Genomic DNA, 23,411 nt, shown 5'->3' with positions numbered 1-23,411 from the left:
ACTCGTTCACTTTGCACTAGCTTGCAAACATACTTGCATCTATTGGTTTGATGTCGATCATCTGCTTAGGTTCATTATCTAAACTTGGCATCAAGCCCATCAGGCGCTCAGTATATGGGTGCTGTGGATTGTCAAACAGTTCAAAAATTTCTGCTGTTTCGACGATGCGTCCGCCATACATCACAGCGACGTCATCGCACACTTCCGCTACCACACCAAGGTCATGGGTAATGAAGATCATCGCCATGCCCGTCTCTTCCTGAAGCTCATTCATTAATTCAAGAATAGACGCCTGTACGGTAACATCCAGCGCCGTTGTTGGTTCGTCACAAATCAGGATGTCTGGTTTACAGGCCAATGCCATTGCAATCATCACACGCTGACGCATACCGCCAGACAGGTTGTGCGGGTATTCATTGAGGCGTTTTTCTGGCATTGGAATTTTCACTTTGTCCAGCATTTCAATCGCATAGGACTCTCGTGATTTTTTATCCAACTCCGGACGATGCAGCTCTAACACTTCACAAATCTGACGACCAATGGTGTGAACAGGGTTCAGTGCCGTCATGGGATCCTGGAAGATAATAGAAATATGGTTCCCGCGCATTGCGTACATTTCGTTGGCTGGCAGCTTCACCAGGTTGGTTCCACGGTAGTTCACCTCACCATTGACAATATTGCCGTATGGTTTAGGAAGCAGGCCCATGATGGACATTGAGGTCACACTCTTGCCGCTGCCCGACTCTCCGACCAAACCCAGCGTGCGCCCAGCACGAACTTCAAAGTTCACGCCATGCAGCACTTTTACCGGACCATCGTCGGTCATAAATTCTACTTCGAGGTCTTTAACTGTTAAGATTACTTCGTTTTCCATAACGCCGCCCTACAGCTTATAGGTGTCGTCGATTTCAATTACAGGTTCGAAAGCCTTACCTGATTTCATCGCTTGTTGAGTTTCTTTTTTCACATCACTGTCGATCCAGTATGTGCCGTCTCCAATGACGCCATCGCTGTACAACGATTCTGTCATACGAGTCATTGGTTTTTCAGGCAACTTCAGCCAACGCCAGTGGCCGTAGCGAACATAAGGCACCATATAGCCTGAAACGATCACGTACGCGTCAGTAATATCGCGCTGGATTTCGTATCCCAGTTTGATCTTCTTCTCCATATCCAGGCTGAAACGATACTCCATAATTTTTTCATCCAGCTCAGGTGTGCTGTAGTTGGTGAAGTTATTCGTTTGTGGCTTATTGGCATTCTCTGAATGGAAGTATTCCCAGTAAGTCGGGATCTCTGAGGTGCTCATGTTTAAGAAAGCGAGATCATGTTTCTTCTCACTGACATACTTGAACATTGATGAACCATCAATCAGCTTCAGTTCGATATCGAGCCCCGCCAATTTGGCTTGCTCTTTAAGATAAGCGATGCGCGGAGTATGAACTGGTGTTCCGTAAGTCAATTCAAAGCTCAGACGCTGACCTTTGTCGTTGATACGAATACCGTCAGCACCGATCTTGTTAAATCCCGCCGCTTCAAATGCAGCAATGGCTTTGTCCACGTCAAAGGCTGGTGCTTTTGCATCCGGCAAGGTGTATTTACCATGTCCAAAACCGGTCGGATTTGGCTTACGGGTGTAATCACCACGCATAACATTTTCAATCATGCCATCGAAGTCAGTCGCATAGGTCACGCCTTTACGAATGTTGAGATCGTTTAATAGCGGCTGAGCTGTGTTGAGCCAAATGCCACCAGAGCCAACTGGGTACTGGTTGTAGCCCCAGAATTTCTCGATATACCCTTTTTGATACGGTTCTGTATTAGATTTGTCATGCCACAGACTTGGAAGTATTAGAGGGAAAGCATCGAGATTGCCTTTCTCGAAGTGTTTCATAGCAATGTCATTATCACGAATGACAGTGATACGAATCTGGTCGACGTTGTAGCGGTTCTGATAGTACTTGTTGCTGTAACCCCACCAATCTTTGCCGACGTGTTTAAACGTTACGCTTTTACCTTTTTTGATATCGTCGAGGTAATAGGCACTCGTGGTTGGCTCACTTTTAAAGTTGTAGTAACGGACAAAATCATCGTGGATGCCGTCACCGTTTTCATCTTTGGCTGGATTCGCGTAGAAGTGCGCAGGACGAGGACGTAAAGCGCCCATTCTCAGCAAAAGCTCTTCAGGGTTGAACTCTTTGGCAGCCGTCACCGAAAAAGTGTGATCGTCATATTTCACAATATCAGCGACGGTTTTACTGTAGTAATCGTTGTACCAAGGTTCGAGAATATCTTTTGAGCGGTAGAACTTAAGCATGAAAACAAAATCGTCTGCGGTGACGGGCTTGCCATCAGACCATTTCGCTTCCGGGTTAAGCTTAAAGTAAACCGTTTTATTATCACCAGCCAAAGCCCACTCATTCGCCATCTCTGGAATAAATTCCAAAGTATCCGGATGACGTACGACTAACCCTGGGGTTTCATCTAAGAAGAAAGAGCGTAAGCCTGCGTTGGCATCTGGCCCTACGCTGCGTAGCGTCTGAGGAAAACTCGCCATATAGGTACGATAAGTACCACCACGTTTTGCTTCAGGAGAGCCATATTGCGGCTCATCCCAGTTTGTTTGCCAATTCAGCTCAGCTGGAAGCGTCGCAGACATCACACCGAAACTCAGGGCACTCAACGCAGACGCTAAAAGTAATCGATTCATAAAACTTCCCTTTTTTATGTTTTGTTCACTGCACCTAGTTAAACATAGCGTGTGAATTTTTTCGGGTCGAATGCCGCTCGGATCGCCTCTCCGATGAAAGTCACCATCACCAGCACCAATACGATAGAAGTCACCACTGACGAAACAATCCATGGCGAGTCTAAATTCGACTTACCTTGTTGCAGTAGTTCACCCCAGCTCGGTGTTGGTGGCATCAGGCCTAAGCCTAAGTAATCTAACGCGGTAAGTGCAGTAATGTTCGCTGCAATAGTAAATGGCGCGAGCGTGACAATCATAACCATCGTATTAGGAAGAATATGATTAAACAGAATTCGACCAGTAGATGCGCCCAAAGCACGAGCAGCCATCACATACTCACGAGCCGATTCCTTGTAGGTCATGGTTCGCATGTACCAGGTCATCCCCATCCAGGAGAAGAGAACGTTGATGGCCACAAACAGAGCGAAGGTGGGCTGAACGATCGAAACCAGAATCATGATCACGTACAGGAACGGTACCATCGACCAGATCTCGATCAATCGTTGAACGAACAAATCGAATTTTCCGCCCCAGAAACCCATCGCGCAGCCTACCGCGGTACCAATCGCGTACGACACGATCATGGTCAGCAAAGCGAAACCCATCGCGGTTCTAAAGCCGTAAACCAGACGAGCTAAAATATCTCGGCCGATGACATCGGTACCCAGATAGTGCTTATTCTCAGCACTTGGCGCAGTCGGTGGGAAATCACCACTGAAGTCCTGCTCATACGGGTTCCAGGGTACGATAGGCAGAATGACAAAATTATCACCGCCTTCTTCTTCATATACTTTTTGTAGCACGCGGTAATCCGCTTCACTCGATGAGTCCTGGCCGAAATCACTACCTAAGCGCACATCACTCACAACAGGAAAGTAGAAATTACCGTCGTACTTCACAACCAGAGCTTTACTGTTGATCAACAACTCCGCGAACAGAGAAAGGATCAACATGATAGACAAGACAACAAACGACCAGTAACCGCGTTTGATCTCTTTAAAGTGGCGAATTTTCTTTTGAGTTAATGGACTGACTTTAATCATCTTACGCTCCGAACTTCACACGTGGGTCGACTAAAGCAACACAGATGTCTGAAATAATGTTACCAATCAGCAGTAATATCGCGTTGATGGCAACAATACCCATCACTACCGGATAATCTCGTTCCATGATTGACTCATAACCCAGCAGGCCAATGCCATCAATATTGAAAATAACTTCGATCAGGAACGCACCTGTCATAAAGAACAACAGTGAATTACCGAAGTGGCTCGCAATAGGGATTAAGCTATTACGCAGAGCATGTCTACGCACGGCCTTCTGGAAAGGCAGACCTTTTGCGATTGCGGTACGAATATAGTCTGAGGATAAGTTTTCCATCAGATTATTCTTCATCGTCATGGTAAGTGTGGCAAAGTCGCCGATGAGGTAACAAAGTAATGGCAACACGGCGTGCCACATGATGTCTTTCGCACGTTCAAAGAAGGTTTCATAATCATCGAAGTTATCGCCAACAAAACCTCCCATCGGGAACCATTCAAGGTGATAACTGAACAAGGTGATCAACAACACCCCCACCACATAGCCGGGCAAGGCATAACCAACGAAGATCAAGATTGAGGAAGCAGAATCAAACACGGAGCCATGCTTGAGCGCTTTATAGTAACCAAGAGGGATGGAAATGAAATAACTGATGAAGAACGTCATTCCTCCGTAAAACAGAGAAACGGGCAAACGTTCTGCGATCATTTCAGAGACGGGCTCGTAGTAACGCGTTGACTCACCGAGATCCAAAGTCACCAAACGACTTAACCACTCAACGTACGCCTCCATTACCGGCTTATCTAAGCCATAGAAAGCATTCAACTCAGCGATTTGATCATCAGAAAGTGCGGTATTCCCGCCCGCAGTGGTCATAGCTGCGCCACCATCTCCCTGAGATTGCATCTGTGACAACATGCGTTCTACAGGGCCACCCGGGACAAAGCGAGTGATGGCAAAAATAAGAATCGTTATTCCGAGAAACGTCGGAATGACTAACGCTAAACGGCGTAAAAAGTACGACAGCATATACAACTTGCTCCTTGTCTACTGTCCAGTTTAGACCGGTTTAACCAAAACGTTACCGGCCCCAAAATGGTGCATAATTATCTTGCAGAGAATTAAACTGTTGAAGCACGTTCCATGTGTGTCAATAGCTTGATTTTATGTGACTGCAAAAATGTCAGCGTCATATTTAGCTTGAATCAACATTGGCTTCAAGTGTTTAAAAACAAAATATGACGCACTTCGTCTAGTATCAAAAAAACGTAATGTTTTATAAAAAAATGATAAAAAACCACAAAAACAATTCATACAGAATTTCAATCTGAGCAATTTAGAGTCAACACACTACATAAAAATGCAGAAATTAAGAATAATAAGACATATTCAACCCTTACATATTGACTCCAAAATACGAGTGAGCCCTTTGATAGCAATGGGTATCATATTTTGATACCACTTCATGTGCTAGAGCCAATATGATTAGCATTTTATATAAAGTTCATATCAGAATTATTCACTAGAAAAATACTTGTTTTCAGATTCAATTACCCACCACAAAAGTATAGGCAACATAAGTCATTAAAGTTTGTAAGAAACACAAAATACGGTGTTTTATCGATGTTTAATGTCCTTTTCAAAGCCAAACTTAGTAAATAATTCTTTAATTCATAATATCTTCAGATTTTTACATCTTTTTTACATTTAACCATCCCTGTTTACCACTGGTTTGACTTCCTTTTTTCACCTCGGTTATACATTGGCCGCACAATGACGAAATATTCTCGTCACATTTGGTCATTATGCGACCAAGCACAGGAAATAATAATAATTGGAGCAACAAGGATGTATAAAAACACAACAGCTTTATCTGTTGCGATCAGCCTTGCTTTGGGGACGGCGGCAGCTTTCGCCCCTGTAGCAGCCCAGGCAGAAGAGCAGCAAGTTGAAAAACTTCAAAAAATGAAAGTTACGGGTTCGCGCCTTACGCGAGCATCAATGGAAGGCAGCACTCCGGTAGCAGTGATCGGCCGTGCTGAAATCGAACGTGCAGGTGACGTATCGATTGCAGACGTTCTACGTAAATCTTCATTCAACTCATTTGGTTCTTACAGTGAAAGCTCTGGTAGTTCATGGCAAAGCCAGGCAACCATGTCTCTACGTGGTCTAGGCGCTTCACGTACTCTGGTTCTTGTTAACGGCAAACGTCTACCTGGTTCAGCAACCATGGGTGGCGGCGCTGCGAACATCAATGCTATCCCATCTGCGATTGTTGAACGTGTTGAAGTTATGGCTGACGGCGGTTCAGCGGTATACGGTTCTGACGCGGTTGCTGGTGTAGTCAACATCATCCTGAAAGAAGAATTTGACGGCATTAACGTGACTGTTGGTTCGGGTATCCCAAGCCAAGAGGGCGGCGATGAAGGAAACGTTGCGCTTGTGATGGGTACCAGTGGCGAAAAAGGCAACATCATGTTCTCGTTTGAGCATGACAGCAAAGATGAAATCTACCAACGCGACCGCGATTACCTAAGCTCGACCAATACTGGCGCAGCGAACTACTTCGATATGTCTGGCGTCAGTATTTACGGCCGTAACGTGTACCATGATGGCGAACTAAAAGCGCTAAACGGTTACAACACTGACGAATCCTGTACATCAAAAGGCTTTGTTGGCCTGACAAACTACCCTGGCCTGGGTGACATTTGTGGTTACGACTACACTGGAGAAGCGGCTCAAACTGCCTCTCTGGAACGTAATACCGTATTTGTTAACGGTAATATCTTCCTGACTGACGACACAACATTTAATTCACAATTGCTATTGAACCGTAACGAAAGTTTTGGTCGTTTTGCACCAGCTGCAGGTTACTTTACCATTGATCCTACCACCTCTGGCGGCGCTGATTTCTTCACAGAGAATGGACTTGATCCAGCTGCAGGCCCGGCAGCAGTCTACTACCGTTTCAACAACGTAGGTACACGTGACAACAGCGTTACTGACTTCCAGGCTGATTTCAAAGCAGGTCTAGACGGCACACTTTACACTGACGCCGTCGGCGAAGTGATTTGGGAAGCTGGCTACCATATGAACTACTCGAACAGTAACGAAATTGGTTCGGGTTACGTATTTGGCTCAGTCGCATCATCACTGGCAGAATCTGGTCAGTTTGTAAACGGCGAGTTCAGCGACGACGCAACCGCTCAACTGTCTGCACCAACTGGTCGTGAAACTGAAATGACAATGCACCAGTTCTCTGGCGGTCTTCAGTTTGACCTTGCACAAATTGGTGACGTCACTATTCCACTCTACGTTGGTGGTGAATTCACGACTTACGACTACTTCGATAAATACGACGCACAAAGTGAAGCGGGTAACATCATTGGTAGTGCAGGTAACTCTGCTGCGGGTGATCGCGAAACTTACGCGTTTTACGCAGAATCTCTGATCGCATTAACTGACGAACTGGAAATGAACGTCGCGGCTCGTTACGACCACTACAGCGACTTTGGTGATGAGATCTCGCCAAAAGTATCTTTCCGTTACCAGCCTATGGATAACCTGATGTTCCGCGCTGGCGCTGGCATGGGCTTCCGCGCTCCAACACTATCTGACCTTTACGCGGCTGACAGCTACTCGTCAGACTTCGCGAAAGACTACAGCTACTGTTCAGCGAATGGCATTGCCTATGCAGACTGTCCAGAGACTCAATACGATGTAACTCGTACTGCAAACGAAGATCTGGAAGCAGAGACGTCAGTATCGTTTAACTTCGGTGTGAGTTACTCACCAATCGAAGATCTAGATGTAACAGTGGATTACTACAACATCAGCATTGATGACATGATCACACTGAATACTCTGCAAAGTATGATCGACGAAGAGCGTAGCTCTGGCGTTTCAAACCCTAACATCATCCGTGATGCAAATGGCCGTATCGTGGAAGCAACAGCGGGTCTACAGAACCTGGGTACACTAGATACTTCAGGTATCGACCTGAAACTAGGTTACCGCTACGACTTCGATTACGCGACCGTTCGTTACGACTTTATGGGTAGCTACGTACTTGATTACAGCACACCTGAATACGTTGGTGGCCCGACTAATAACCAAGTTGGCCGTAACGGCTTGCCTGAGTACCGTTTCAACACAGGTGTAGGTGTAAACTTCCTGGAAGATCATGACATCTATGTATCTGCAGATCACATCGCAGATCAGGCACAAGATGTTGATGACAACTACAAGAAAATTGGCCACATCTCTTCACAAACAACGTGGAACGTGGCGTACAACTACATGGCTCCGTGGGACGGAAAATTCACAGCGGGTGTACGTAACCTGACTGACGAAGATCCTTCATTTGAATCTGATGGTGTGACTTACAATTCAGACCTATACAGCATTCAAGGCCGTGTTTACTTCTTGAAATACTCTCAAAACTTTTAATTAAAACCTTTGGCGCAGGAGACTTTCCTGCGCCCTATTCGACTGACTTAATATCACACTAACAAGGATGCTACTATGACGTTAAAGGAATTTGGCGTAAGTGCGTTGACTGCCGCGATCCTCACGGTAAGTGGTGCAGCAATGGCTGCTGACTCAGGAACCGTAGTCGACAACCAAGCACAAACAACCAAGTCTTCACAGGCTTCACAACAAAAAATCGACAACTATGCTGAAAACACAGAAAGCATGTTGGCGGAATACAAAGGCTTACTTCGTCAAATCGACAGTATGAAAGTCTACAATGAGCAAATTAACCGTATGGTTCAGTCGCAACAAGGCGAGTTGGACTCATTAAACAGCCAGATTGCTCAAATCGATCAAACCGCAACGGAAGTTGTTCCTCTGACACTAAAAATGATCGATGCACTAGACGAGTTCGTTACTCTCGACCTGCCATTCCAAAAAGAAGAACGTAACAAACGCGTTCAAGAGTTACATCGCCTGATGGACCGTGCGGACGTAACCACTTCAGAGAAATTCCGTAAAGTGATGGAAGCGTACCAAATCGAAGAAGGCTTCTCTCGCTCAATCGAATCTTACAAAGCTAGCCTGGACCGTAATGGCGAAGTTGTCACCTACGACTTCTTGCGCATTGGTCGTACGGCACTTCTATTCCAATCTCCGGATGGCGGTGAAACAGGGATGTGGAACCAACAAACACGTCAATGGGAAACACTACCTGAAAGCTACCGTATCGCTGTACAGCAAGGCCTTCGTATTGCTAAGAAGCAAGCGCCACCAGCGCTGATCAAATTGCCTGTATTTGCTGGGGAGGAATAAGAGATGAAAGGATTCAAAACTCTGGCTGCTAGCCTGTTAGCAAGCTTATTTATGGTTTCTGGCGCACAAGCGGAAACCCCTCAAACACTGTCTGAACTACTGAAAAACGTAAAATCAGAGAGTATTGTTGAATCAAATGAAAACAAAGAACGCGAAGCCATCTTCAAGCGCGATCGCGATCAGCAATCTGCGCTGCTACAACAAGCACGCAACGAACTGGCTTCACAACAAGCACTGGGTGACCAGCTAAAAGCAACGTTCGACGAGAACGACAAACAGCTTACCGATCTATCCGAAACGCTACGTGTTCGTTCAGGTACTTTGGGTGAGATGTTTGGTGTGGTTCGTCAGTACGCGGGTGAATTTAAAGGTCTGTTCGCAGCTTCACAAAATGCGGTTCAGTTTCCAGAGCGTGATGCCCTGCTGACTAAACTGGCAGAAAGTAAAGAACTGCCATCGACTCAAGAGCTAGAAGCATTCTGGCACACCATTCTTCAACAAGTTGTCGTCTCTGGTGAAACCTCAACAACACAAGCAACGGTTGTTTACGGTGAAGGTAAAGAAGCCGTTCGCGACGTGACTCTGGTTGGTGAATTTAACGCGATTGCTGACGGAAAATACGTTATTTACGTACCTCAAACTGGTAAGTTCGAAGAACTATCTCGCCAGCCAAGCAAAAACATCACAAGCCAGGTTGCTGGTTTTGAGTCAGCAACAGGCACTTACGAGCCACTGTTCCTTGACCCTTCTCGTGGTGTAATTCTGTCGCTGCTAGTACAAAGCCCGACTGTTCAGGAACGTATTGACCAAGGTGGTATCGTTGGTTACGTCATCCTGGCTATGGGTGCTGTCGGTGCAATCATCGCGCTAATCTGTTTCCTACGCCTTCAGGTTATTGGTGGCAAAATGCGTAAACAGGCGAAATCAGAGACGGTTATCCCTGGTAACCCTCTGGGTGAAGTTATCCAGGCTTACCAAGAACACAAAGGCGATAACCTTGAAGATCTGGAAGCGAAACTGGACGAAATCATCCTACGTAACGCTCCAAGCATCGAACGTTTCATCAGCTCAATCAAACTGTTTGCTTCTGTAGCACCGCTACTTGGTCTGCTGGGTACAGTAATGGGTATGATCGGTACCTTCCAGGCAATCACGCTATTTGGTACGGGCGATCCAAAACTGATGGCAGGCGGTATCTCTGAGGCACTGGTAACCACAATGCTAGGTCTGGTTGTCGCAATTCCTCTACTGTTCCTTTACACCCTTGTACACAGTAAAGGTCGTCGTTTGGTTCAAACTCTTGAAGAACAGAGTGCAGGTTTCATCGCTCGCTATCAGGAAAAACTGCATAAAGCCGAAAGCTAAGGAGGCATTATGTGGTGGTTAGTTGGAGAACTTGAATCAATTAGGCGCTTCTTGGGAATGGGTGGTGACGTACTCGTCGCCATCTTCATCCTCAGCTTCGTTTTGTGGGCAGTACTGTTAGAACGTTGGTTCTACTTTAGTGCCGTCGCTCCTAAGGCCATGAAAAAAGCAGTGAGCCTTTGGGGTGAGCGTTCAGAACATCAAAGCTGGAACGCAAAGATGATCCGACAAGAAATCGTTTCTCGTCAGGATATTGAGAATAAAAAGGGACTGCCAATCGTTAAGGTTCTGATTGCACTCTGTCCCCTGCTTGGTCTGCTCGGCACCGTTGTCGGCATGATTCAGGTATTCGACATCTTAGCGGTAACAGGTACAGGAAGCCCTCGAGCAATGGCCTCGGGGATCTCAAAGGCAACAATCCCAACTTTAGCCGGGATGGTGGCTTCTTTATCAGGACTGTTCTTTAGTTCACGTCTTGATCATTTAGCCAAAGTCACAACGCAAAAGCTGGAAGATAAGCTAAAGCATATTGCCTGAGTAAATGGAATTAGAGGTATAGGTCATGAAAAGACGCTATAGCAGTGATAGCAGTGATGAAACCGCTATCGATATGACACCGATGCTCGACATCGTATTCATCATGTTGATCTTCTTTATCGTAACAACGTCATTTGTTAAAGAAGCTGGTATTGAAGTAAACCGCCCAACGGCAAGCTCAGCACAAACCGTGAAAAAAGGTAACATTATGGTTGCTATCGGTGCAGCTGGTGATGTCTGGGTTGATAAGCGACGCATTGAAGTCGACGCCGTTCGCGCCAACATCGAGCGTCTTCGCGCAGAAAGCCCAGATGGCGCTGTTGTTATCCAGGCGGATACAGAAGCGAATGCAGGGGTAGTTGTGAAGGTTATGGACCAGATTAAGATGGCGGGTGTAGAAAGCATCTCCATTGCCGCAACCGGTAAGGATTAAGCTTATGCGGTATCTGGCCTCAATTGCACTGGCGCTCATTGTCTCCCTCGGACTTTTCTGGGGGATGGACAAGCTGGTAAACAAAGAGCGCCACGAGCTAGTGTCGAATGATGATCAGCGTATGGTCGATTTCATTCGCATTAAACCAGACGAAAAAGTACAGGAGAAAAAACGCGAACTCCCGAAACCACCACCACCTAAGCGTCCGCCGCCACCACCAGAAATGAAGGTGACGTCGAATGTTAAGCCGGTGATGGATCAAGTTCCAATGAACATGCCTAAGCTTGACCTGCCAGTCAACGTAACAGGTGGTTCAGTACTGGGTCACTACACACAAGGTGGCGGTGCTCAGGTAGTAGGCGGTGGAGGCCCGGTTCCTCTGGCAACCTTCCAACCACAAATGCCACGTAAAGCGGCACGTTCGGGACTAGAAAAAGGTATCGTACTGGTAGAGTTTACGGTTAACGAACGCGGCAGTGTTGAAGACGTTAAAGTCTTAAAAGAAACACCACGTAAGTTAGGCTTGGGACAAGCAGCGAAAACCACGGTAGCCAAATGGACCTTCAAACCTAAGATGGTCGACGGTAAAGCGGTAAGTTCTCGCCTTTCTCAAGAAATTGAGTTCTCTACCAACTAAGGAGTCGCAATCATGAAATCATATACAAAATTGTTGGCTTCTCTGGTGTTACTGGCGGGCGCGTACGGCGCGCCTGCTTTCTCCAGCACTCCTGAGTTGTCAGACAAAACATTCAGAACCGTCAATAAAGTTCAGGAACTGATCGCAACGGAAAAATATTCGGAAGCGATTTCGAAACTGAACTCAGCGTTAAGTAGCAGCAAACGTGAATACGACCGCGCCGTGTTATTGCAACAAATGGGCTTCTTATACTCGTTGCAAGATAACTATCCCAAAGCGGTCAAATACTTTGCTGATGCATTGAGTTTGAATGCGCTGCCTGTGCCTGTCGCACAACAAGTACGCTACAGCGTGGCTCAGTTATATCTTGCTGAAGGACAGTTTAAGAAATCCGTTTCTACCATGAATGAATGGTTCAAAATTGCGGAGACAACGGAAGAAAAACCACAAGCTCATGCTTACATCACACTAGCCAGTGCTTACATTCAGCTGGAGGACTACAAAAACGCGATTCCGCCGACCAAACAGGCCATCGCGATGAGTAAAGATCCTAGTGAATCCTGGTACCAGCTGCTGATGTCAGCGCACTATGAATTGAAACAATTCAAGAGCGTTGCGGGTGTTCTGAAGACGTTAACCACCAAGTACCCGAAAAATAAGCGTTACTGGACTCAACTGTCTGGTATTTACATGGAGTTAAATCAAGAGCGTAATGCCCTTTCAACGCTGGAAATGGCCTATAAATTAGGTCTTCTGGAAGACGAAAAAGAGTATTTACGTTTAGTGAATTTCCAGGCTTATCAAGGAGTGCCATTCCGAGCGGCAAAAACGCTTCAATCAGCCTTTGAAAGCGGTCATGTCGAGCGTAATGCAGAAAACTTAGAAAAACTGGGATCATTTTGGCAGCAAGCACAAGAGCTTGGGCGAGCAATCGACGTCTACCAACAAGCTTACAATCTTGCGCCAGCAGCTGACACTCAAATTAAAATTGCTCGTCTGATGATTTTAGACAAGCAATATTCAGAAGCGACGAAGTTTACTCAAAACGCCGCTCCTGATGCCAAGCGCGATGAGAAGGGCGAATTAGCCTACATTCGCGGCATGGCATATTTTGAGCTAAATCAGCCAGATAACGCACTTAAAGCAATGCAAAGTGCCGCTCAGTCACCAGGCTTGCAAGGCGTCGCGAACCCTTGGATTAATTTCTTAGAATCCCAGGGTTAGACCCAGCTCAGTCTATATCATTAAAATTAAGTGTGAGTCAGTCGCACGCCTGGGGAAGTGAAAGCTTCCCCTTTTTTACGTCTATTTATTACATTCTCCATCAGCGTCATTCCAAAGCCCCTGAGAACCTAGATTCCTTCCGTCATTCCGAGGAGCCTTAGCGACATCAGGAATCTGCTTACAACAAGAATGCAGCTGAAGTAAACACTGTTAGTGTCAGCACGCTCGGGTAATAGATCCTGAATCACGCTCCTTCGTCGCTGTTCAGGATGACTCGTGGTTAGAATATGTATGTGCAGTTACGCTAACTTTATTAAGTTCAGGTAAAACAACTTTTACTGACTAAGGTCTAATTGGCGTTTTTATGAGGAGTTAGCACAGCGCGAAAGATCAACTGGCAACCATATAGAGATCATGATACTCTTCGCCTCCATTTTTCTGGCGGGATTATCACCAATATCCATCCCTTTGGTGGTTGACTCCTCATTGCCAGTGCTATCGTTAAAAGACTGTCGGAACTTTCCTTCGGCACTCTATCAATCCAATCAAAGTGGAACAGTACAATGGGCAAAGGTACTCTCTATATCGTATCTGCACCTAGCGGCGCAGGTAAATCTAGCTTGATCTCAGCAATGTTGGAACGCAATCCGACATACGCAATGAAAGTGTCTGTGTCTCACACCACTCGTGACATGCGTCCTGGTGAAGAAAACGGTATCCACTACCATTTCGTATCTAAAGACGAGTTTGAAGCTTTAATTGCGAAAGGTGACTTTTTAGAACACGCGGAAGTGTTTGGTAACTATTACGGAACCTCTCGTGTCTGGATTGAAGAAACGCTAAATAAAGGTATCGACGTATTCCTGGATATCGACTGGCAAGGCGCACGACAAATTCGTGAGCAAATGCCAGAAGCGAAAAGCATCTTCATTCTGCCGCCATCAAATGGTGAGCTGGAGCGTCGCCTTAACACGCGCGGCCAAGACAGTGATGACGTGATCGCAAAACGCATGGCAGAAGCAAAGTCAGAAATCTCTCATTACAATGAATACGATTATGTCATTGTGAATGACGACTTCGACACCGCATTAGTCGACTTTAAAGCGATTCTGCGTGCAGAAAGATTGAAGGAAGAAAAGCAAGCTGCTAAATATAAAGGTATGCTTGACGCGTTGTTAGCAGAGTAACTTCATTAAAGTCACACTGTAAACACCAAGAATTTTTGCTTCTTTGCGCCTATTTTCTCGCAGCAAAGAGCAGGCAATAAAACACCAGAGAAAGCCCACAGACGCTGGGCTGTCTAATTGCTAGTAAATAAAGTAGTTAGGCTGTATACTTTCTCGTCATTCTAAAATTTTAGTTAACTATTTGGAGTCCTCATGGCACGCGTAACTGTTCAAGACGCTGTTGAAAAAGTTGGCAACCGTTTCGACCTAGTACTGATTGCGGCTCGCCGCGCTCGTCAAATGCAAACTGGCGGTAAAGATGCACTAGTGCCAGAAGAGAACGATAAACCAACGGTTATCGCTCTTCGCGAAATCGAAGAAGGTTTAATCACGAAAGAAGTTCTGGACGCTCGTGAACGTCAAGAACAACAAGAGCAAGAAGCGGCAGAGCTAGCGGCAGTAAGCAGCATCGCTCACAACCGTTAATTCTGACTCGAGAATTCAACAACCTCCCGGGCCTATAATTTGTATCTATTCGATAGCCTCAAAGACGTTGCCCAAGAATACCTAACAGAGCCTCAGATAGAGGCTCTGCGTCAATCTTATGTGGTAGCGCGAGATGCCCATGAAGGGCAAACCCGTTCTAGCGGGGAACCATACATCATCCACCCCGTCGCTGTTTCTCGAATCCTGGCCGAAATGCGCCTTGATATTGAAACCCTTCAAGCCGCTCTATTGCATGACGTGATAGAAGATTGCGATGTCAGCAAAGAAGATCTCGAAGAGAAATTCGGCAATACCGTGGCTGAACTGGTTGATGGTGTATCCAAACTGGACAAACTCAAATTCCGTGACAGGAAAGAGGCTCAGGCTGAGAACTTTCGTAAGATGGTTCTGGCCATGGTGCAAGACATCCGCGTAATCCTGATCAAACTGGCTGACCGCACGCACAATATGCGCACGCTCGGCGCGCTTCGACCAGATAAAAAACGCAGAATTGCCCGCGAAACGTTAGAAATCTATGCCCCACTTGCTCACCGTCTTGGTATTCACAATATCAAAACTGAGTTGGAAGAGCTGGGTTTTGAAGCCCTGTATCCAAACCGCTATCGCGTTCTTAAAGAAGTCGTGAAAACGGCGCGCGGTAACCGTAAAGAGATGATCCAACGTATCCACAGCGAGATAGAAGGCCGCCTGCAAGATGTCGGTCTGAGTTCACGCGTTGTGGGGCGTGAGAAGAACCTGTTCTCTATCTATAACAAGATGAAAACCAAAGAGCAGCGCTTCCATACCATCATGGACATCTACGCATTCCGAGTGGTTGTTGACACCGCTGATACTTGTTATCGCGTTCTGGGTCAGGTGCATAGCCTGTACAAACCACGCCCGGGCCGCATGAAAGATTACATCGCGGTACCAAAAGCTAACGGCTACCAATCACTGCATACTTCAATGGTCGGCCCTCACGGAGTTCCGGTTGAAGTCCAGATCCGTACTGAAGATATGGATCAAATGGCGGATAAAGGTGTGGCGGCTCACTGGTCTTATAAAGACAAAGGCGACAAGTCTGGCACCACAGCGCAAGTCAAAGCTCAACGCTGGATGCAAAGCCTGCTTGAACTACAACAAAGCGCGGGTAACTCATTTGAATTCATTGAAAACGTAAAATCGGATCTGTTCCCAGACGAAATTTACGTTTTCACACCGAAAGGCCGCATCGTCGAATTACCACTTGGCGCGACAGCAGTTGACTTCGCTTATGCCGTACACACTGACGTAGGTAACTCTTGTGTTGGTGCTCGCGTTGACCGTAATCCTTACCCACTGAGTAAGGCACTGAAAAACGGTCAAACGGTAGAAATCATCAGTGCTCCTGGTGCTCGTCCGAACGCAGCATGGCTGAACTATGTCGTGACGTCCCGTGCACGAACTAAAATTCGTCAGGTGCTCAAAACCATGCGTCGTGCAGAGTCCATTACACTCGGTCGCCGCTTGTTGAATCATGCGCTTGGTCGACATTCGATTGACTCGATTTACCCGGACAACGTCAAAGAAGTTCTGACCGATCTTCGTTTAGCCAGTGTCGATGACTTATTGGCTGCGATTGGCCTCGGCGAGTTAATGAGCATTGTCATTGCCCGTCGTCTTCTTGGTGATACTGAAGAGCTCACAACAACCAGTTCGATGTCAACAGATTCGAAGAAAAAGCTACCAATTCGCGGTGCGGAAGGGCTATTGCTTACCTTTGCCAACTGTTGTCATCCGATCCCGGACGATCACATTATTGCTCACGTATCACCGGGACGTGGTCTGGTCGTACACCGTGAGACTTGTCCAAACGTACGCGGTTACCAGAAAGAACCGGATCGCTATATGGCTGTTGCCTGGTCTGACGATTACGACAAAGAGTTTATTGCAGAACTCAAAGTCGATATGCTCAACCACCAAGGTGCGCTGGCTGAACTGACCAATGTGATTTCGAAAACTGGTTCGAACATCCATGGTCTTTCAACAGAAGAGCGTGACGGTCGACTGTATACCATCACTGTACTGTTAACCACGAAAGATAGGGTCCACCTTGCTGGCATCATGCGTAAAATTAAAGCGATGCCACATGCAACCCGAGTCCGACGCAGAAGAAGATAAAACCCATCGCCACCTACTCACTAGGTGGCGATTTTTTTATATCTAAAAAATTATGAATCTAGAACGCTACAAACGCATTCACCAAGTCCTGAATGCTCGCCAAACCGACCTGACGTTATGTCTGGAAGAAGTCCACAAGCCAAACAATGTTTCTGCAGTGATACGTACTGCCGATGCCACGGGCTTACACAAAGTCCACGCGATTTGGCCAGAAAAGATGCGCACGTTACTTCACACCTCTGCTGGTGCTCGTAACTGGGTAGAAGTCGAGACTCATGACTCTATTGAAAACGCCATCACTGAACTAAAAGCACAGAGCATGCAGGTCCTGGTCACCAACTTGTCAGAAACTGCGATCGATTTTCGTGAAATCGACTACACCAAGCCAACCGCGATCATTTTAGGCAGCGAGAAAGTGGGTGCTTCTGAACAAGCCAAGCAGCTCGCCGATCAAGACATCATCATTCCTATGATTGGCATGGTTCAGTCGCTTAATGTTTCTGTCGCAAGTGCGGTGATATTGTATGAAGCTCAGCGTCAGCGCGAAGCTGCCGGAATGTACGATCGCGAAGAAAGCACACTGCCAAAAGAAACCATCAACCGAATTCTTTTTGAGCGTGGCCACCCAGTTCTGGCCAAAGTGGCCAAACGCAAGGGGCTAGACTACCCACCACTTGACGATGAAGGCCAAATCATCGCCGATGAAGCGTGGTGGCAAGAGATGCAGAAGAAATAGGTTAAAGGGGCTAGGTTTTAGATCCTAGGGGGAGCTTGTTGGAAATGAAGCGGTAGACGTAGATTCTTATATTTGCTTTTTGCAATACAGACTACCGAATACTGATTGTTCTCTCCCCGTATTCAGCCTCCTTTTCCGTCATTCCGAGGAGCCATAGCGACATCAGGAATCTACGTACAACTAATGCAGGGGCGAAGCTAACGCCTTAAGCACCAGTACTCGCGGAAAGTAGATTCTGAATCACGCTCCTTCGTCGCTGTCCAGAATGACGAATTTTAACCATTGAGCTCTGTAATCCGTAAGCGAAGCGCTCCGTATTCCTAGTCTTTTTCTAGGACCTAAGACCTTTCTTTTCCCTAGGATCTTTATTTATTCCTGTACAAAAACACAGCTAAATGGTTAACATATTGCAATGTTAACCATTTTCCTGAGCCTGCTATGTCTGCCCAACTGTTATCTGCTGTTCCTTTAACCTCACTTTCTGGGGTTGGCGCTAAAGTCGCAGAAAAACTTGCCAAAATCGGCCTGCACTCGGTTCAGGATTTACTCTTTCACTTGCCACTTCGTTACGAAGATCGCACCCGTATTTATCCTATCGTCAAGCTTCATGCTGGTCTTTGGGCTGCGGTACAAGGCAAAGTTATGGCAGTGGATACCATTTTTGGTAAACGCAAAATGCTGACGGTAAAAATCAGCGATGGAAATGGCACTATCACGCTGCGTTTTTTCAATTTTACTGCTGCCATGAAGAACAACTTCTCTCAAGGTAAGTTAGTGCACGCTTACGGTGAGATAAAGCGTGGCGGAATGGGGCTGGAAATTGTCCATCCTGATTACAAATTCTATATCAGCGAACAAAAACCAGATTTAGAACAAAACCTCACTCCCGTATATCCAACCACCGATGGCCTAAGGCAAATCACTCTGCGCAACCTGACCGAGCAGGCATTGGAGTTGCTCGATAAAACCGCCGTCCAAGAATTACTGCCAGCGGGTTTATATAATCATCAGCTCACCATGTCTGAAGCGTTGCACACGATTCACCGACCGCCTCCGACGATCAACCTGGATGAGTTTGATGACGGTAAGCACCCGGCTCAAATCCGCCTGATCATGGAAGAGCTACTGGCACAGAATCTCTCAATGTTGGCTGTACGCAGCAAAGGGCAACAAGATATCGCCTTGCCTCTTGCCCCTTGTGAAAAGCTGAAAAAACAGCTGCTAGAGCAATTGCCATTTTCACCCACCAATGCACAGGCACGTGTAGTCAAAGAGATTGAAGCCGACCTAGAAAAAGCCCATCCGATGATGCGCCTTGTTCAGGGTGATGTTGGGTCAGGGAAGACATTAGTAGCTGCGCTGGCCGCCGTTCGTGCGATTGAACACGGTTACCAGGTGGCTCTTATGGCACCAACCGAACTGCTTGCAGAGCAACACGCCATCAACTTCGCTAACTGGTTTGAAGCAATGGGAATTCAGGTGGGCTGGCTGGCTGGTAAATTAAAGGGCAAAGCCAAAGAAGTAGAGCTCGCACGCATTGCCAGCGGTGAAGCGCAAATGGTAGTGGGCACTCACGCGCTGTTCCAGGAGCATGTCGAATTCCATCATTTAGCTCTGGTGATTATCGATGAGCAACACCGTTTTGGCGTCCACCAGCGATTAGAGTTGCGCGAGAAAGGTGCCAAGCAAGGTGCTTATCCGCATCAGTTGATCATGACCGCAACACCGATTCCGCGTACGTTGGCGATGACTGCGTATGCCGACTTAGAAACCTCAGTAATTGACGAATTACCACCGGGACGAACGCCAATTCAAACTGTGGCGATTCCGGATACAAAACGCGACGACATCGTTGAACGGGTTCGTCATGCCTGCCTTAACGAAGGTAAACAAGCGTACTGGGTGTGTACCTTAATTGATGAATCTGAAGTATTGGAGGCACAAGCCGCCGCTGATACCGCAGAAGACCTACAGCGCAAACTGCCGGATGTGAAAATTGGCTTAGTTCATGGCCGCATGAAACCCGCTGAAAAACAGGCCGTGATGCAGGATTTTAAAAACAACCAACTCCACCTGCTCGTCGCAACAACCGTGATAGAGGTTGGTGTAGACGTGCCAAACTCAAGCCTGATGATCATCGAAAACCCGGAGCGACTCGGTTTAGCGCAGCTACACCAGCTAAGAGGCCGCGTCGGACGAGGCTCTGTCGCTAGTCACTGTGTTCTGCTCTACCACTCTCCATTGTCTAAAACGGCGCAAAAGCGTCTTGGCGTACTACGTGAAAGCAATGACGGTTTTGTTATTGCGCAAAAAGATTTGGAGATCCGAGGCCCAGGTGAATTGTTGGGGACCAAGCAAACGGGACTAGCAGATTTTAAGATTGCCGATTTGGTTCGAGATCAGCGCTTAATTCCCGAAGTTCAGCGCATTGCACGCCATATTCACGATAATTACCCTACTAATGCCACTGCCATTATCGAACGTTGGTTAGGCGAGCGAGACATCTATTCAAAAGCATAAGTCCAAAGTGGAGCTATCAACTGATTTCAAGTTACCCCAGCAAGGCAATCGTTTGCCTTTTGGATAAATCACTCTATAATCTCGCACAAATTTCCGGGTATTTACACAAGCCAATCTGAGTTGACTCTGATTAACAGCAATCACAGATCAAAACGTCAGCTTCTCCCAGCACTCCCATTCAGCGAGTTATGGGGAATACACATTGCGACAAGCGAGACAAACCATGACAACTTCAAACCGATCTTCGGAACTGGTCTATCAATTAAATGATCGCCCACCACTGCCACAAACCATTTTCGCAGCCATTCAGCACCTGCTTGCGATGTTCGTCGCAGTTATCACCCCTTCTTTGATCATCTGCCAATCTTTAGGTGTTCCGGCCGATCAGACCAACACGATTATCAGCATGTCTCTATTTGCTTCTGGTGTCTCTTCATTTATCCAGATTCGTACCTTCGGTCCGATAGGTTCTGGCTTATTGTCAGTACAAGGCACCAGCTTTAACTTTTTAGGTCCAATTATTGGTGCTGGCTTGTCCTTGAAAGCAGGTGGCGCAGACATCAACACCATGATGGCGGCTATTTTCGGTACCATTCTGGTGGCCTCATTCGCAGAAATTTTGCTTTCAAGAGTGCTTGAATACGCTCGCCGCATCATTACTCCGCTGGTATCTGGCATTGTGGTGACTCTGATTGGCCTGACACTGATCCAGGTTGGATTAGTCTCGATGGGCGGCGGTTATGCCGCGATGGGTGACGGCACTTTTGGCAGTCTGGATAAACTGGCTCTGGCTGGCACGGTACTGGGCCTGATTGTGCTTCTGAACCGCTCAAATAACCCGTACATTCGCGTTGCCTCTATTGTGATTGCGATGCTGGTTGGCTATGTGATGGCTTACTTCATGGGCATGGTAGACACATCTAAGTTAAGTGAAACCACTCTGGTGGCGCTACCAATTCCGATGCAATATGGCTTAGCGTTTGACTGGTCGCTGTTTATTCCGCTGGTACTGATTTTCTTCATTACTGCTCTGGAAGCCATTGGCGATATTACTGCAACGTCAGAAGTATCAGGCGAGCCGGTAAAAGGTCCGGTTTACATGAAACGCATCAAAGGCGGTGTGCTTGCTGACGGCTTGAACTCAGCTATCGCAGCGGTCTTTAACAGCTTCCCGAACTCTACTTTCAGCCAAAACAACGGCATCATCATGCTGACAGGTGTGGCAAGCCGTTACGTAGGCTACTTCATCGCAGCTATGCTGGTTTTACTTGGTCTATTCCCGGGCGTGGCAAGCTTCGTACAGCTGATTCCTGAACCTGTACTTGGCGGCGCAACCATCGTCATGTTCGGTACGATTGCGGCCGCAGGTGTGCGCATTATCTCTCGTGTGGATCTCGACCGTCGTGCCATTCTTATCATGGCGCTGTCCTTCTCTATGGGCCTGGGTATCGCTCAGAAGCCTGAAATTCTACAATTCATGCCTGAGTTTATTAAGAGCATCTTCTCAACGGGTGTGGCTGCCGGTGGTATCACAGCAATCATCTTGAACTTGTTATTGCCTGAAAAACTGGAAGAAGAAGAAGAATCTGAAGCTCAGGAAGTCAAAGAATCCTAAACTGATCATAGGATAAGACAAAAGGCCAACCTGGAAACTTAGGTTGGCCTTTTTAATTTGTAGTCAGGTTAGGTATTGATTTACTTGGTCGGGAAGCTGATTTGAGCGATTAAACCGCCTTCACTGCGATTGCGCATCACAACCGAACCTGAATGCTGGCTGACGATACGCTTAACGATCGCCAGACCCAGACCGGTACCTTCGCTACCACGGGCAGTATCCCCCCGCGTAAACGGTTCAAACAACTTGCCGATCTGACCCGGCTCGATGCCAGGACCGTTGTCTTCTACCGTTACCCAAACTAACTTCTTGTCTGCTGTCATGCCAGTAGAGACTTTAATCCAGCCATTTCCGTAGCGAACCGCGTTGACCACTAAATTAGTCACTGCGCGTTTTATCGCAATCGGATTACCCAGAGCTGGTTTGATTGACTCTTCAATTTGTGTCTCAATTTCCTGCTCATAACCGCCTTCTGCACTCGCCACATCACGTGCAATATCATTGAGATAAACAGCTTCAAACGTCTGGTTGCTTACCGGCTTCAGATAGTCCATAAACTGGCTAATGATCTCGTTACACTCTTCGGTATCACTGATGATGCCTTCGGCTAAATAGCTGTCCTCTGGCGACATCATTTCCGTCGCCAGACGAATTCGCGTCAGTGGCGTACGTAAATCATGGCTGATCCCTGCCATCAGCAATGCTCGGTCTTCTTCCAGCTCTTGAATACCTTTCGACATCTGATTAAAAGCCCGGGTTACAGAGCGAATCTCAGTTGCCCCTTTCTCCGGTAACGGCGGGGGAATTTCGCCTCGCCCGACGCCTTTCGCTGCCTTCGCCAGAGTCAGCAATGGGCGGTTCTGCAATCGGATAAAGAGCCAGCCACCAGCGATAATCAATAGTGCCATAATCAGACTATTACGGAACAGCGGGGCAAAGTCTTCTTCTTGCAGCTCCGATAGCGGAATACGAATGAGCGAGTTCGGCAGCTTCTCGATGTGCATCCACAAAATGTAACTCTCATCGCCTAACATCAAACGCACTTCCGTCGGAGAGTCCAGCTCTTGCGTCATCTCTTCCGACATCAAATCTATCGTCATTGCGTGGTTAAACTCGTTCGCCTGTTCGCTGTCGACGCTGTGTACCGTCACGCCTAGCCTTTCCAGCAGTTGACGTCGTAGCGGCGCATCTGACTTCAGTTCTCCATTCGCATCGAGGACCAGATTCAGTTCGTGGGCAAGAATTTTGTTGAACTGCTGCAAACTCGGCATCAACGCATAGTTGAAAACGGCGTAATAAGAAAAGACTTGGCTAGCGAGAAGCAAAGAAATAAACAGCAGAATGGATTGAGTGAGTGAACTTCGGATTCGCATGGACAGTTCCTGGTGATCCTAAGAGAGTGTAGCTAAAAGAAAGTGCCTGACCGCGAGTTTTCGCCCTCAACCAGGAAGAT

Annotated in this window: 18 protein-coding genes; 13 read left to right on the top strand and 5 right to left on the bottom strand. The window is 47.0% G+C overall.

Annotation, left to right across the window (positions count from 1 at the left end; all coding sequences use genetic code 11):
- Positions 1-16 precede the first annotated feature (16 nt).
- The 4 genes from ACWYU8_RS17290 to ACWYU8_RS17275 are packed head-to-tail and all read right to left on the bottom strand — an operon-like array spanning position 17 to position 4,819.
- Entirely contained in the window at positions 17-874 is an 858-nt protein-coding gene (locus tag ACWYU8_RS17290) for an ABC transporter ATP-binding protein (protein WP_457520971.1), read from the bottom strand.
- Positions 875-883: 9 nt separating this feature from the next.
- Positions 884-2,710 (bottom strand): extracellular solute-binding protein, encoded by a 1,827-nt coding sequence (locus ACWYU8_RS17285; protein ID WP_457520970.1) that lies wholly within the window; start codon positions 2,708-2,710, stop codon positions 884-886.
- A gap of 38 nt (positions 2,711-2,748) precedes the next feature.
- Positions 2,749-3,792 (bottom strand): ABC transporter permease, encoded by a 1,044-nt coding sequence (locus ACWYU8_RS17280; protein ID WP_457520969.1) that lies wholly within the window; start codon positions 3,790-3,792, stop codon positions 2,749-2,751.
- Between the two features lies 1 nt (position 3,793).
- A complete protein-coding gene (locus ACWYU8_RS17275; protein WP_457520968.1) occupies positions 3,794-4,819 on the bottom strand; it encodes an ABC transporter permease subunit in 1,026 nt (341 codons plus the stop codon).
- Between the two features lie 819 nt (positions 4,820-5,638).
- Between ACWYU8_RS17275 and ACWYU8_RS17270 the strand changes: the two genes are divergently transcribed.
- The 13 genes from ACWYU8_RS17270 (at position 5,639) to ACWYU8_RS17210 (ending at position 21,958) form a co-directional block, all read left to right on the top strand.
- Positions 5,639-8,239 carry a TonB-dependent receptor plug domain-containing protein gene (locus ACWYU8_RS17270; RefSeq protein ID WP_457520967.1) on the top strand — a complete coding sequence of 867 codons (2,601 nt, stop codon included), beginning with the start codon at positions 5,639-5,641 and terminating at the stop codon, positions 8,237-8,239.
- 75 nt (positions 8,240-8,314) lie between these two features.
- Positions 8,315-9,079 (top strand): DUF3450 domain-containing protein, encoded by a 765-nt coding sequence (locus ACWYU8_RS17265; protein ID WP_457520966.1) that lies wholly within the window; start codon positions 8,315-8,317, stop codon positions 9,077-9,079.
- Between the two features lie 3 nt (positions 9,080-9,082).
- Complete coding sequence (locus ACWYU8_RS17260) at positions 9,083-10,444, top strand: MotA/TolQ/ExbB proton channel family protein (RefSeq protein WP_457520965.1); 1,362 nt, start codon at positions 9,083-9,085, stop codon at positions 10,442-10,444.
- Positions 10,445-10,453: 9 nt separating this feature from the next.
- Positions 10,454-10,981, top strand: a complete 528-nt coding sequence (locus ACWYU8_RS17255) for a MotA/TolQ/ExbB proton channel family protein (protein WP_457520964.1) — start codon at positions 10,454-10,456, stop codon at positions 10,979-10,981.
- Between the two features lie 25 nt (positions 10,982-11,006).
- Positions 11,007-11,414, top strand: a complete 408-nt coding sequence (locus ACWYU8_RS17250; RefSeq protein WP_444495655.1) for an ExbD/TolR family protein — start codon at positions 11,007-11,009, stop codon at positions 11,412-11,414.
- Between the two features lie 4 nt (positions 11,415-11,418).
- Positions 11,419-12,051, top strand: a complete 633-nt coding sequence (locus tag ACWYU8_RS17245; protein WP_457520963.1) for an energy transducer TonB — start codon at positions 11,419-11,421, stop codon at positions 12,049-12,051.
- A gap of 12 nt (positions 12,052-12,063) precedes the next feature.
- Entirely contained in the window at positions 12,064-13,275 is a 1,212-nt protein-coding gene (locus ACWYU8_RS17240) for a tetratricopeptide repeat protein (RefSeq protein WP_457520962.1), read from the top strand.
- 563 nt (positions 13,276-13,838) lie between these two features.
- The gene (gmk, locus tag ACWYU8_RS17235) at positions 13,839-14,462 is read left to right on the top strand and encodes a guanylate kinase (RefSeq protein ID WP_457520961.1); all 624 of its coding nucleotides are present in this window, start codon (positions 13,839-13,841) and stop codon (positions 14,460-14,462) included.
- Between the two features lie 192 nt (positions 14,463-14,654).
- Positions 14,655-14,927, top strand: a complete 273-nt coding sequence (rpoZ, locus tag ACWYU8_RS17230; protein WP_005379346.1) for a DNA-directed RNA polymerase subunit omega — start codon at positions 14,655-14,657, stop codon at positions 14,925-14,927.
- A gap of 39 nt (positions 14,928-14,966) precedes the next feature.
- Entirely contained in the window at positions 14,967-17,087 is a 2,121-nt protein-coding gene (gene spoT / locus ACWYU8_RS17225) for a bifunctional GTP diphosphokinase/guanosine-3',5'-bis pyrophosphate 3'-pyrophosphohydrolase (RefSeq protein WP_457520960.1), read from the top strand.
- A 52-nt stretch (positions 17,088-17,139) separates the two neighbouring features.
- Complete coding sequence (gene trmH / locus ACWYU8_RS17220; RefSeq protein ID WP_457520959.1) at positions 17,140-17,823, top strand: tRNA (guanosine(18)-2'-O)-methyltransferase TrmH; 684 nt, start codon at positions 17,140-17,142, stop codon at positions 17,821-17,823.
- Positions 17,824-18,261: 438 nt separating this feature from the next.
- A complete protein-coding gene (gene recG / locus ACWYU8_RS17215; RefSeq protein ID WP_457520958.1) occupies positions 18,262-20,343 on the top strand; it encodes an ATP-dependent DNA helicase RecG in 2,082 nt (693 codons plus the stop codon).
- Between the two features lie 223 nt (positions 20,344-20,566).
- Positions 20,567-21,958, top strand: a complete 1,392-nt coding sequence (locus ACWYU8_RS17210; RefSeq protein WP_457520957.1) for a uracil-xanthine permease family protein — start codon at positions 20,567-20,569, stop codon at positions 21,956-21,958.
- Between the two features lie 80 nt (positions 21,959-22,038).
- On the opposite strand, the gene envZ is transcribed toward ACWYU8_RS17210, so the two are convergent.
- Positions 22,039-23,331: a two-component system sensor histidine kinase EnvZ gene (gene envZ / locus ACWYU8_RS17205; protein WP_457520956.1), complete on the bottom strand. Its 1,293-nt coding sequence runs from the start codon at positions 23,329-23,331 to the stop codon at positions 22,039-22,041.
- Positions 23,332-23,411 lie beyond the last annotated feature (80 nt).

The organism is Vibrio limimangrovi, assembly GCF_054064025.1.
Note: the sequence above shows the minus strand (reverse complement) of the source record. Positions and strands in the feature narration are given on the sequence as shown.

What these genes read in the sequence shown, in the direction of transcription:
- ACWYU8_RS17285 (WP_457520970.1), bottom strand. Translation starts at nt 2,710, where the DNA reads ATGAATCGATTACTTTTAGCGTCTGCGTTGAGTGCCCTGAGTTTCGGT.
- ACWYU8_RS17280 (WP_457520969.1), bottom strand. Translation starts at nt 3,792, where the DNA reads ATGATTAAAGTCAGTCCATTAACTCAAAAGAAAATTCGCCACTTTAAA.
- ACWYU8_RS17250 (WP_444495655.1), top strand. Translation starts at nt 11,007, where the DNA reads ATGAAAAGACGCTATAGCAGTGATAGCAGTGATGAAACCGCTATCGAT.
- ACWYU8_RS17270 (WP_457520967.1), top strand. Translation starts at nt 5,639, where the DNA reads ATGTATAAAAACACAACAGCTTTATCTGTTGCGATCAGCCTTGCTTTG.
- ACWYU8_RS17260 (WP_457520965.1), top strand. Translation starts at nt 9,083, where the DNA reads ATGAAAGGATTCAAAACTCTGGCTGCTAGCCTGTTAGCAAGCTTATTT.
- gmk (WP_457520961.1), top strand. Translation starts at nt 13,839, where the DNA reads ATGGGCAAAGGTACTCTCTATATCGTATCTGCACCTAGCGGCGCAGGT.
- ACWYU8_RS17275 (WP_457520968.1), bottom strand. Translation starts at nt 4,819, where the DNA reads ATGCTGTCGTACTTTTTACGCCGTTTAGCGTTAGTCATTCCGACGTTT.
- recG (WP_457520958.1), top strand. Translation starts at nt 18,262, where the DNA reads ATGTCTGCCCAACTGTTATCTGCTGTTCCTTTAACCTCACTTTCTGGG.
- ACWYU8_RS17265 (WP_457520966.1), top strand. Translation starts at nt 8,315, where the DNA reads ATGACGTTAAAGGAATTTGGCGTAAGTGCGTTGACTGCCGCGATCCTC.
- ACWYU8_RS17245 (WP_457520963.1), top strand. Translation starts at nt 11,419, where the DNA reads ATGCGGTATCTGGCCTCAATTGCACTGGCGCTCATTGTCTCCCTCGGA.
- ACWYU8_RS17290 (WP_457520971.1), bottom strand. Translation starts at nt 874, where the DNA reads ATGGAAAACGAAGTAATCTTAACAGTTAAAGACCTCGAAGTAGAATTT.
- envZ (WP_457520956.1), bottom strand. Translation starts at nt 23,331, where the DNA reads ATGCGAATCCGAAGTTCACTCACTCAATCCATTCTGCTGTTTATTTCT.
- rpoZ (WP_005379346.1), top strand. Translation starts at nt 14,655, where the DNA reads ATGGCACGCGTAACTGTTCAAGACGCTGTTGAAAAAGTTGGCAACCGT.
- trmH (WP_457520959.1), top strand. Translation starts at nt 17,140, where the DNA reads ATGAATCTAGAACGCTACAAACGCATTCACCAAGTCCTGAATGCTCGC.
- ACWYU8_RS17240 (WP_457520962.1), top strand. Translation starts at nt 12,064, where the DNA reads ATGAAATCATATACAAAATTGTTGGCTTCTCTGGTGTTACTGGCGGGC.
- ACWYU8_RS17210 (WP_457520957.1), top strand. Translation starts at nt 20,567, where the DNA reads ATGACAACTTCAAACCGATCTTCGGAACTGGTCTATCAATTAAATGAT.
- ACWYU8_RS17255 (WP_457520964.1), top strand. Translation starts at nt 10,454, where the DNA reads ATGTGGTGGTTAGTTGGAGAACTTGAATCAATTAGGCGCTTCTTGGGA.